At 28.2% G+C, this 10,853-nt stretch carries 13 protein-coding genes; 10 read left to right on the top strand and 3 right to left on the bottom strand.

What is annotated here, in order from left to right; translation table 11 throughout:
* Positions 1–92: 92 nt before the first annotated feature.
* Both AVBRAN9334_RS09880 and AVBRAN9334_RS09875 read right to left on the bottom strand, forming a co-directional pair.
* Complete coding sequence (locus AVBRAN9334_RS09880; protein ID WP_214117412.1) at positions 93–1,310, bottom strand: GGDEF domain-containing protein; 1,218 nt, start codon at positions 1,308–1,310, stop codon at positions 93–95.
* On the bottom strand, positions 1,303–2,328 hold the full coding sequence (locus tag AVBRAN9334_RS09875) for a GGDEF domain-containing protein (RefSeq protein ID WP_214117413.1): 1,026 nt from the start codon (positions 2,326–2,328) through the stop codon (positions 1,303–1,305). The genes AVBRAN9334_RS09880 and AVBRAN9334_RS09875 overlap by 8 nt, the downstream gene beginning before the upstream one ends.
* Before the next feature lie 58 nt (positions 2,329–2,386).
* Between AVBRAN9334_RS09875 and AVBRAN9334_RS09870 the strand changes: the two genes are divergently transcribed.
* The 7 genes from AVBRAN9334_RS09870 to AVBRAN9334_RS09840 all read left to right on the top strand — a co-directional run bounded on the left by AVBRAN9334_RS09870 (position 2,387) and on the right by AVBRAN9334_RS09840 (position 8,821).
* On the top strand, positions 2,387–3,973 hold the full coding sequence (locus AVBRAN9334_RS09870) for an ABC-F family ATP-binding cassette domain-containing protein (RefSeq protein ID WP_214117414.1): 1,587 nt from the start codon (positions 2,387–2,389) through the stop codon (positions 3,971–3,973).
* Positions 3,970–4,296, top strand: a complete 327-nt coding sequence (locus AVBRAN9334_RS09865) for a hypothetical protein (RefSeq protein ID WP_214117415.1) — start codon at positions 3,970–3,972, stop codon at positions 4,294–4,296. Before AVBRAN9334_RS09870 ends, AVBRAN9334_RS09865 begins: the two co-directional genes overlap by 4 nt.
* Positions 4,297–5,439: 1,143 nt before the next feature.
* Entirely contained in the window at positions 5,440–5,847 is a 408-nt protein-coding gene (locus AVBRAN9334_RS09860; RefSeq protein WP_336607716.1) for a helix-turn-helix domain-containing protein, read from the top strand.
* Positions 5,848–5,878: 31 nt separating this feature from the next.
* Positions 5,879–6,199 carry a hypothetical protein gene (locus AVBRAN9334_RS09855; RefSeq protein ID WP_336607715.1) on the top strand — a complete coding sequence of 107 codons (321 nt, stop codon included), beginning with the start codon at positions 5,879–5,881 and terminating at the stop codon, positions 6,197–6,199.
* Positions 6,199–7,593: a DnaB-like helicase C-terminal domain-containing protein gene (locus tag AVBRAN9334_RS09850; protein WP_336607714.1), complete on the top strand. Its 1,395-nt coding sequence runs from the start codon at positions 6,199–6,201 to the stop codon at positions 7,591–7,593. Before AVBRAN9334_RS09855 ends, AVBRAN9334_RS09850 begins: the two co-directional genes overlap by 1 nt.
* 9 nt (positions 7,594–7,602) lie before the next feature.
* Complete coding sequence (locus AVBRAN9334_RS09845) at positions 7,603–8,280, top strand: hypothetical protein (protein ID WP_336607713.1); 678 nt, start codon at positions 7,603–7,605, stop codon at positions 8,278–8,280.
* Positions 8,264–8,821, top strand: a complete 558-nt coding sequence (locus AVBRAN9334_RS09840; RefSeq protein ID WP_336607712.1) for a hypothetical protein — start codon at positions 8,264–8,266, stop codon at positions 8,819–8,821. The genes AVBRAN9334_RS09845 and AVBRAN9334_RS09840 overlap by 17 nt, the downstream gene beginning before the upstream one ends.
* A gap of 392 nt (positions 8,822–9,213) precedes the next feature.
* Here AVBRAN9334_RS09840 and AVBRAN9334_RS09835 read toward each other — a convergent pair whose 3' ends face one another.
* A complete protein-coding gene (locus AVBRAN9334_RS09835; RefSeq protein WP_336607711.1) occupies positions 9,214–9,447 on the bottom strand; it encodes an XRE family transcriptional regulator in 234 nt (77 codons plus the stop codon).
* Positions 9,448–9,614: 167 nt separating this feature from the next.
* Here AVBRAN9334_RS09835 and AVBRAN9334_RS09830 point away from each other — a divergent pair, with 167 nt between their 5' ends.
* Genes AVBRAN9334_RS09830 through AVBRAN9334_RS09820 form a run of 3 tightly spaced genes read left to right on the top strand, consistent with a single transcriptional unit; the run spans position 9,615 to position 10,745 of the window.
* Positions 9,615–10,016, top strand: a complete 402-nt coding sequence (locus tag AVBRAN9334_RS09830; protein ID WP_336607710.1) for a hypothetical protein — start codon at positions 9,615–9,617, stop codon at positions 10,014–10,016.
* Positions 10,013–10,294, top strand: a complete 282-nt coding sequence (locus tag AVBRAN9334_RS09825; RefSeq protein WP_336607709.1) for a hypothetical protein — start codon at positions 10,013–10,015, stop codon at positions 10,292–10,294. Before AVBRAN9334_RS09830 ends, AVBRAN9334_RS09825 begins: the two co-directional genes overlap by 4 nt.
* 10 nt (positions 10,295–10,304) lie before the next feature.
* Positions 10,305–10,745, top strand: a complete 441-nt coding sequence (locus AVBRAN9334_RS09820; RefSeq protein WP_336607708.1) for a hypothetical protein — start codon at positions 10,305–10,307, stop codon at positions 10,743–10,745.
* Positions 10,746–10,853 lie beyond the last annotated feature (108 nt).

The following is a 10,853-nucleotide window of genomic DNA, read 5'->3' as shown; positions in this document are numbered from 1 at the left end:
AAAATTTTTTAAAAAAAATTAAGAATTTAAAAAATCATTCTAAATTCTTAATTTTAAATTCTACTAGCGGTATTTAATTCATAAATACTCTGCTAGAAATACCCCCCCCCTATCTCGTGTAACATAGAGCGAACGCAATTTCTACCATCTTCTTTTGCTTTATATAAATAAGCATCAGCAGCTTTTAATACTGATTCAAAATCTCTATTATCAGCATTTCTACAAGCTACACCAATACTTGTGCTACCTTTCCAAATCACTTTTTTATGTTCGTCTAATACTTCTATACCATTTACTACTGCGTGTAAAGCATTTGCAATTGCTACTGCTTCATCTAAAGAATATTTTTGTAATATTACTAAAAATTCATCACCACCTAAACGGCAAAAGTGTATGCTATCTCTATCGTTATACTTATATTTATTACATAATTCATTAGTATCAAAAAAATATTTAACAGCATTTGAAAATTGTTTTAAAACCAAATCTCCTGCATGGTGTCCATAAGTATCATTAACTTCTTTAAACTTATCTAAATCTAATTGAATAATAGCACAGGTTGGGTCTTGATATTCATTCCATATATTATTTAATACAAACATAGCCTGTCGTCTATTAAACAATCCTGTTAATTCATCTGTAATTGATTTTTTCTTATTTTCTTGAATTTGTTCTTGCAGTTGTTTTTCTTTTTTATTAAGACTTGATTTAATATCTGCTTCAATTTCTAATAATTTCTCGTTTCTAATCTCATAAATTTTTAAAAGATTTGATAAGGTAATAGTTAGAATTTCTATATTTTTATCCATCTTTTCATTTATCATCTCAAATGCTCTTTGAGGACTATTACCAGCTTCTATAAATTTAATTTGTTTAGCTATTTTATAATCTTCTCCAACTATATGAAAAATCAGCCAATTTTTAACAAAATAAGCCAAGTTAATTGCAAGTTCTTTTTGATATACCATATCATCTTCACTATTTTGCTTTAACACTGCATCTCTCATCTTACCTAATTGTGATATACACTGCGAGTGAATATCTCTGTGGGTTTCTACATATTTTGTATATATAGCCATACTTTTCATATAATCTTCTTCATTTTTAAAATGCCAAGCAATATGACTTAAAACCACTTGAAATACAGATTCAAATTCTTTATAACCACTATTAGCTGCTTCAAATACTTGCTCTATTAATTCAAAGAACATTTTATGTTCTTCATCAACCACATCAATACCTATTTCTAATTCAGGCCCCCAGCCTTTTATATATTCTTGAATTGTTGCTTTTTTACTTTCACTACTCATATATTACTCTATTTCTTCCTGAATTTTTTGCTTTATATAACTTAGCATCAGCGTTTTTAAAGGCTTTTATTTTATCATCTTCTACCATTTCAACTCCAATACTAATAGTAACTTTTATAATTTTTTCATTAAATTTAAATATTTCTTTTTCTATATTTTCTCTTATATTATCTAATTTTGTTACACAATTTTTAAAGTCTTGATTTTTATATACGATTACAAATTCTTCTCCACCAAATCTATAAACTTTATCTACATTAGCTTTTAATATCTTAGCTACATTTTTTAATATAAAATCACCAGCATCATGACCATAAGTATCATTAACTTTTTTAAAAAAATCTATATCACATACCGCTATTACATCATTAGTAATAAGCCTAGTTCTATCATAAGCTCTTCTATTTAAAACTTGAGTTAAAGCATCAAAAAATGCTAATTTATACCCTTCAAGAAATATAGAAATTAAAAATATTAAAGAAGCAAATTCAAAAAACCCAACATCTGTTTTTTCAAGAGTTTTAAAAAACATAAATTCAAAATAAGCTCCAATATACGCAAAAATTAATGTTTTTTCAAAAAATATAAAAAATCTTAATATCAATAAATACACTAAAAATACTAGAAAAAACACTAAGCCTAAATCAGTGATAAAAGAATTTGAAAATAAAAATTTATTAGTAGAATTTAATGCAAAGCTAGTATTTTGAGATAAAAATATACCTAATACTATGTATAAAATAAAAACAAAACTAATAGGTAATAAGCATTTTATAGTATCATACTCTTTTTTTAAAGATACTAAAAGCGCAAAAGCAAAAGGCATAAACAAACTTACATAAATATGGGTTTGATAATTTGCTGAAAATAAATAAATCATTTTAGAACTTATTAATAAAATACATACCGATATTATGTTGTATTTTTTAAAGTAAAGTGCAATAATAAGTGCTAATATCTCTAAAATAAAAGTAGCACTAGGCAAAGAAATTATTAATTCACTTAAAAATGAGTTCATTGATTGTAGAGCCTTTTGTAAATTTTAAAGAAACGATTATATAAAAAAAGGATAAAAAATGGTAGAAATCAAATCTCTTACTATGAGATACCCTACGGGATTATTATTTGAAAATGTAAATTTAAGCTTAAAAAGAGGCGAAAAATATGGACTTATCGGTGCAAACGGGGCTGGAAAATCAACATTTTTAAAAATTATAGCAGGAGAACTTGAAGCAACTAGCGGAGAAGTTAGTTTTGAAAATGGCGTAAGATACGGCGTGTTAGAGCAAAATCAATTTGCGTATGAAGAATTTAGTTTAAAAGATGCAGTTTTATATGGAAACAAAAGACTTTATAATGCAGTAAAAGAAAAAGAAAATATATATGCAACTTGCACGGATTATACCGATGAAATAAATAATCGCTTAAGCGAACTTGAAATGATTTGTGCAGAAGAAGACCCAAATTATGAATACGATACTAGATGTGAAAAAATATTAAGCTCTTTAAATCTTCATAATTATGATGAACTTATGAAAAATGTTCAAACAAGTGATAAATTTAAAGTTCTAATCGCACAGGTATTATTTGCTAAACCTGATGTGTTATTTTTAGATGAGCCTACGAATAACCTTGATTTAGACGCTATTAATTGGCTAGAAAATGAACTAAAACGCCACGATGGAACAATGGTTGTAATTTCTCATGATAGATTTTTCTTAAATAGTATTTGCACAAGAATGCTTGATGTAGATTTCAAACAAATTCGTGAATTTGCAGGAAATTATGATGATTGGTATATGCAAAGCACACTTATTAAAAGACAAAAAGAAGCAAGTCTTGCTAAGAATTTAAAAGAAAAAGAAGCTTTAGAAAAATTTATAGCTCGTTTTAGCGCAAATGCTTCTAAAGCAAGACAAGCAACAAGTCGTGCAAAAAACTTAGCAAAACTTGATGTAAGCGAAATAGAGATTTCAAGTAGGCGTGACCCATCAATTTTATTTAGATGTAATAGAGAAATTGGTAATGAAGTTTTAGAGCTAAACAATATAAGTAAGGCTTATGATAAGCAACTATTTAAAAACTTAAATCTTAAAGTAAATAAAGGCGATAAAATAGCAATAATTGGAGCAAGTGGAGCTGGAAAAAGCACACTAGCAAAGATTATAATGAATGAAATTTCTCCTGATAATGGAGAGGTAAAAATGGGTGCTACAATTGAACCTAGTTACTTCCCACAAGATACCTCAAGTAAAATTTGTGAAAATTTGAAACTATATGACTATTTAATTAGCGAAAAACATAAAGATATTGATGAAATTCGCAAATGCTTAGGTAGAATGCTCTTTAGCGGAACCGATCAAGAAAAAATGGCAAAAGATTTAAGCGGTGGTGAAAAGCACAGGTTGATGTTGAGTAAAATTATGCTTGAAAGGGGTAATTTTATCTTACTTGATGAGCCAAATAACCATCTTGACCTTGAAGCTATTATTTCTCTTGGTGAAGCACTTTATGAATACGATGGAGTAGCAATTTGTATAAGCCACGATAGGGAATTAATCAATTCTTATGCAAATAGAATTTGGTATTTAAACAATGGTGAGCTTATTGATTTTGTTGGCACGTATGAAGAGTTTTTATTAAAATATGGGGAGAGCAAATGACATTTAAGGTGGAGTATTCGGCAGGTTTTGGTAATTTTAGTCAAAATCATATGGGTTTTGGGCCTACTATTTATATTGAAGAAATTATTAACTATGAGAGCAATAAGGATTATTTTGATTATGTTGATTTCTTTTTAAAGTATTCAAAAAAAGATGATACATTCTTTCAAATTAAATTACTTGAAGATAGAGAATTAAGTGAAAATGAAAAATTGTCTAAGAAAAAGTATTTAATGCTAAGAGATGCGATGTGTGAATGGGCTAAAAACAACACTCAAGATGAAGAGATAGAATTAGAAAAAAATTATCATCAAGGAGATTAAAAATCTCCTTTCGCTTAATTTAAATTCTAAAAAAATAATATTAAGTTTTATACACAAAATATCTAATAATGATTACTATGCAATATTCTTATATAAATAATTACAATAATTCAAACTTTAGCATTATAAAATCTAAGTTGATTGTAAAATATTACTAGAAAATTATGTTTTTATATTTTAATTTTTATACTTATTTAATTTCAATATCTAATTTTGTTTGTGATTATTCCAAAAAATATACCATTGGCATTTAATAATAAAACTACAACATTTATGAATATGGTTAAAAATACTACTTAAATAATTAGCGAAAAAATATAAAGTGGTACGCTAGGTAGGAGTTGAAAAAGCCTATAAAATAGGGCTTAAAAATTGAATGTTCCCAAAATTGTTCCCAAAAATATTTTTTTTGATGATTTTAATAATTTTGATGAGGTAAATTAAAAATCACAAGTAGATTATATCTTTTTTATTGCTTAAAGTAAGCTAAAATAATTTAAATAATTGCTTGTTCTTATTCAAAATGCTTAAAATCTTTAATAATTTAGGTCAAACTTATATATTTTGCTACTTAGTTGTATTTATGGAATTAAACTAATTTAATATATTTTTGTAGTTTTATTTGACTTTTTAGATAAAAAAATAAGTTTTTTGATAAAAATTATATTGATTTTTTTTGCTTATTAACTTTTATTAACTACTTCTTTTACATTCTTTTACATTCTTTTACATTCTTTTCCATAGGTAAAAAAATTGGCATATAATCATTTAAGGCTTTTATTTAGTCCCTAATTGGTCGCTAATTTGCATAAAAATTCCCAATTTATTAAAATTACAACGAAAAAGAAAAAAAGGCTATAAAAAAAATTCAATGAAGTTTCTTTTTTCTTATTTGTCATACAAATAACAACTATTTGTTAGCTAAAGTTCAAAAAAAGATGAAAGGAGTAAGAGCAATGTAAAAACAATTTTTAAAAGTTGAAAGAAAAAAGCCAAAAGATAACGGCAATTATCTTAAGGCTTAGGTGGTAAAAACCACGCTAATTTTTGCCAAAACTAGCGTAAAAATCTTACCACCCTTTCATAAATATTCCAAAGTTCAAAGGTGCTTTAAAAAGCTAGATATTTATTAAAGGGGCAACTATGCACTATAAACAACGATTTTTTAATATTCACAAATCAGAGAAAGCCGTGGGACTTACCAAAAAGAACTTATGGCTATTTGTGAGAAACAACGAGCTAAATTACATCAAGCTAGGACATAGCTTAGTATTTATTCCACTTGATGAAATAAACGCACTTAAGCACATTTATAGCTTAAAAAAACACTACAAAAAGCAAGACAAAATAAAAGCATTAAATCAATATTATTTAGAAAAGGGGTTAGGAATGGATTATATTAAAGATTTACCGGAGTTATTAGGCACCAAAGACTTATGCCAATTATTCGGAATTGCACCAGTTACTATACATAGAAGAATTATCAACGGCGAATTAAAAGCCTATAAGCTAGGAAGTAGTAGAAGAAATTATTTTAACGCGATGAGGTAATGGCACTAATTCAAGCTAGAAAGGTGCAAGAATGAAAAGGGCATTAACTTATAGGACATTATGGAATATTTGCTTAGGCGATATTCCAAGAAGTATTTTTTATAAGACAGGCACCTCATCGGCGAATATTAAAATAATAAGAACCAAAGCTTTTATGTTAGGGCATAAGCACTACATACAAACGCCTAAAATGATAAAAAAAGGGCTTAAGTTTCATCTACCTAGTAAAATGTATAACAAGCTAAAAAGCGATAAGAAAACGCTAAGAACTATCATTATGCTTATTACTAATTTACAGCTAGGAGATGAAAGGGTTATAAGAAGTGTTTTATCAATGTTAAGGGGGCTATAATGCAAAACATCACAGCCCTTGCCGATGATTTTCTAAAACGCTTAAATTCTAGTACATCTTTAGACAACATCAAGCAAGAATTAGAAAAAAAGTATAAAGATAAAGATAAAATTAACTTAGAAAATCAAATAATAAGTATTGAATTAACGCTTTTTAGTTTTCAAATACTAAATCCTAATTTGTTAAAAGATTTTGATAATTTTACGAACCTTGCCATTAATCAAGCCCACGATGAACTTATAAATATATACAAATGGAAAAGTGAGCCAAGTATAAATGATTTATGTATAACTTTAAGTCAAATTAATGAAGTAATAAATGAAAGTATCAAGCCTATTATTAGCATAATTAGAAAAGACAAAATAACACTAGAAACTTACGAGAGCTTAAAGCATTTGCATAGCCTAAAGGTTGCTACATATAGTGCTAAAAACTTGTTTTTAAATGCATACACTAGCGATATAACACCAAGTTTTTTAAATGAGTTTAAAACTAAATTAGATGATTTAGGGCAAAATCTCACGCCTAGCATAGACACTAAACAACTTTTAATAACATCTAAAGACTTTTTGACTAATCGCAATAATGTAGAAGTTCTACAAACTAATTTTAATTATCTTAATAAGTCTTTAGGTGGTGGATTTAGGACAAAATGCCTTTATACTCTATGTGGAGAAAGTGGGAAAGGCAAGACAACCCTAGCTATTCAATTAATTAGCGATTTTGCAAAGCAAGGAGTAAAAAGCGTATTTATTAGCCTTGAAATGGATAAGGCAGAGCTAATTTGTAGAATAATGGCAAACTTGACCGGAATTACTTATTTAAGACTTGATAAGTACCAACGCAATGAATTAAGATTTAGTAATGATGAAATAACAAAAATTAATAATGTAGATGAATACATAAAAAATATTCTAGTGCTAGAAAATAGCGAACTTGCAGAGCTAACACAATTAAAAAACGCCATTAAATGCTTAGTTATAAACGGCTATAAGTTTTTTGTAATTGACACTAAAGACCATTTAATTAATTCGCAAGGCAAAGGCGAAAGCTATGAAATGCATACACAAATAGCTAAAAGCTTAAAAGAGTTAGTAAAAGAGCAAGATATAAGCATTTTGTTATTATCTCAAGCTAATAGAAGTATTCAAAATCTTAAAAAAGATGAATTGCCAAATAGAACGCACATATCACAAAGCCTAGGCACATACGCTCAAAGCGATGGGGTAAGCTTTATTTATACAGAGTCAGAGAGTAAAACGCTAGTCTTATATACAGATAAAAGCAGATATGCACCTAAAAGCGATGAGGTGCAAATGATAGAAATTGATAACGAGTGCTTAAGGGTAAGAGAGATTAATACACTTACTCATTCAGTAGAACATATAGGGTAAGGGGCTAATATGTTTTGCATTACATCAGCACAAAAAAACATATTAGAATATGAATTCGCTAAGTATATTATGCAAGAACTAGAGCAAATCATCGCTAGTAACGAGCATACATCAAAAGCACAAGCAAGTAATTATCAAGATTATTTAAAGCAAGTACAAATAATGAACCAAGATAAAACCTTTATTGTAAATTATAGTGGGGTGCAATCAATGGGCTTTTTTTATTTGCTTAGTGCTTTTATATTTGAACCAAATCTTAAAAAAGAACTTATTATAAGTCATAAATCAATCCTAGCAACATACGGCGAAAGAATAGACCTACCTCATCTACTAAATGGGTTTTTCATCTCTATTGATAGCCCAAACAGATACGAAACATTAAAAAGCAATCTAGCAGATAATGAGAGTTTAAGGGTATTAGACTTTTGTAAAAGACATTTTGAATTTTACATCAAATGCACTCCAACCAAAGAGCAATCAGACAAAGCCGAACAAATGGGAATGACAAGCACAAGCGAACATTTAGAATTAATTGTAAGTGTTTTAATTGATGAATTAAAAGCTAATTTAGACCAAATGCAAAGGCAAGAAAAGGCAGAAGAGCAAAGACAAAAACGAGCAGAGCAAAACAAAGCTATAAGAGAGCAAATAAAAAAAGAAAGGATAATAAATGAGCGAACAAGTTAAGACATTTATCAGAGTGCATTATTCATTAATAGACAAATATGGCTTAAATGATGGAGTGATTTTAAGCTTTTTGTTATCTAGCAATATAAGAAAGGGGACTTATATTTCAAAGGTTCTAAATATTACAGAGCCTAGTATTTGTAATAAACTAAAGCATTACAAAAGCTTAGGGCTTATTGATGATAAAAACATTCCCACCCAAATCCTAAAAGATGAGGTAAAAGGTAGTTATCATTTAATGCTATTTAATGAACTAGTAAAAGAGCATAAAATACTAAAAGCTTTTATTATAAGCTATATAATAAGCACGGTAGCTACAAAAAACCTAAGGCATAAAGCAAAGCTTAGAAGTTATCAAAATATAGCCAAAGTATCTAACACTAGCTTAACGCAGATTAAAGCCAAAAGTAAAGAGCTAATAATAACACAACTTTTAGCACTAGTTGAAAACAAAGAGCCAAATATAAAGCAAAACAAAATCTTAGGCATAAACTTAGAACTAGCTTACAAGTATAATCCTAATTTAAAGCAAGGCAAATAAACGCCTTGCTAATTCCGAATTCAAATTCTTTTTTACCTATCACTTTTTTTAATCTTTTGCTATCACTTTTTTTAATAAAATTGGCTTTACATATCACTTTTTTTAATAAAACAGCACTTAGCTAACACTTTTTTTAATCTTTTGCTATCACTTTTTTTAATCAGTAATATTATTGCAAGAATAAAAAATCCCTAAAGGGATTTTTTTTATTCTATTGCAGATTAAGATTTAAAGCAAACGGCTTTAACGCTTACGCTTAGCCGTTGCTTATTCTTAGCAGATTATTCACAATCCTTACAAAGCGATAAAATACAAACATTAATGGATTTATATTGACTTTAAAAGATTTTTGATTTTAGGGGCATTTATGAGCGTTTAAAAGACATATAAGCTTATGCTTCATTATCGCTTTCTAGTTCTAAAACTTTATTTTTAATTTCATCATACTTTTTAGCTTTAATATGATTTTCTAGCAAAAACTTAATAAAGCTAGGATAAGGAGCACGATAACCCCAATTATTAATCGTTGCATAAGGTATCCCACTAATTTCAGCTAATTGTTTTTTGTTTAAATTAGCTAACTTCATAAGCTTTAAAAACTCATCTTTAGTAATAGTTTCATTCATTTTATATCCTTTCAAGTGCCAAATAATAGCATAAAGCTAATTAAAAGTAAAATATTATTAGCTAAACGCTAAAGGCTTTAAGCTTAAATTAATAGTTATATGCTAATATTTTTTTAAAATAAATTAGCATTAAACTAACTTATGAAATTAACAAGAAAGGAAAAACAATGAGTAAAGAATTAAAGAGCTTTAAGCTTACAGAGGGAGACAGCGAAAACCAACCACTACTATGCCCTAATGATACAATTTATTATGAGCCTATTAGCAAAATAACGCACGATATGGCTTATAAGTTTGTGGTAATTCAAGTAGGTAATAACAAAGAAATAAGACGCCTTGAGCCTTTTACATTCAGCAAAAAGGATACGGATATTTATAAACTTAATGTTACTTGTCCGGACAAAGATAAAGAATTGGAGCAATTATGCGAGTATTCAATGCCTTTTATTGTATTAGAAAAATCCGGCCTAATAGTTGGAGTAGTAAAGGAGATTAAAAGAAATATTTATAATCCGGAGTATTTAGAACTTCATAAACATTACACCAAGATATTTAAGGAAAAACAATGAAACACATCTACAAATATAATCAAGGCTTTTTAAAAGCATTCGGTTATAAGGTGCTAAAGTATGGTGATGAGATGCTACAAGTTAGCGATAAAAGATTTATCTATACGGCAAAAAGAAATGAAATTGCAATAAAAGGAAAAACCACAAGAGCGAAAGAATATTTAGAAAGAAACTTCGTAAAGATTTATTACAGATTTAACGCATTTTTAGAGTTGAATAACTTAGATAATAAGAAAGTTTATCCACAAACTTTACAAGCTTTATTAATGGCAATTTAAGGAGAGAGCAATGGAAAAAATATTACATTCATTTATCGTAAAAGATGATTTAAACGAACCACTAATTTTACAAGGCGATAGAGTATATTATACACCTTTCAAGGACTTCAAAGGCGATTTTAAAGAGCTTAACGGTAAGTTCTTAGCAATTGAGCTTAATGGCGAAAAAAGTGTAAGGCGTGTAAGTTTTGATGATGAGCTACAAGAATGGAGCGAAATAATGGACGGACAACCTATACCATACACGCTAGAAACCACAAATTACACAAGGCAAGGAAGACAAAAACAAATACACGAATTAAGCCTAACGGAAGAAATAATTCAAAAATCTAATATTGTTTTAGGTGTGGTAGATAGCTTAGAAAGACAAATTAGCAGTGTAAGTTTTGAAAGTTTTCAAGAAGATTATAACACAGCGATAAACTCATATTACCAAAAGGCGAAAAAATGAGAAGAAAAAGCATAAACGCCTACTAGCTAAAGCACATAGTATAAAATGCCGTAAAAGGCGAATAAATGGGCTTTTGTTAGCTTATATGTATTTAAGATTTAATGGCTA

Source organism: Campylobacter sp. RM9334, from assembly GCF_020138145.1.
In the GTDB taxonomy this organism is placed as follows: domain Bacteria; phylum Campylobacterota; class Campylobacteria; order Campylobacterales; family Campylobacteraceae; genus Campylobacter_E.
The sequence above is the reverse complement of the archived record's forward strand: the minus strand, read 5'-3'. Positions and strand labels throughout refer to the sequence as shown.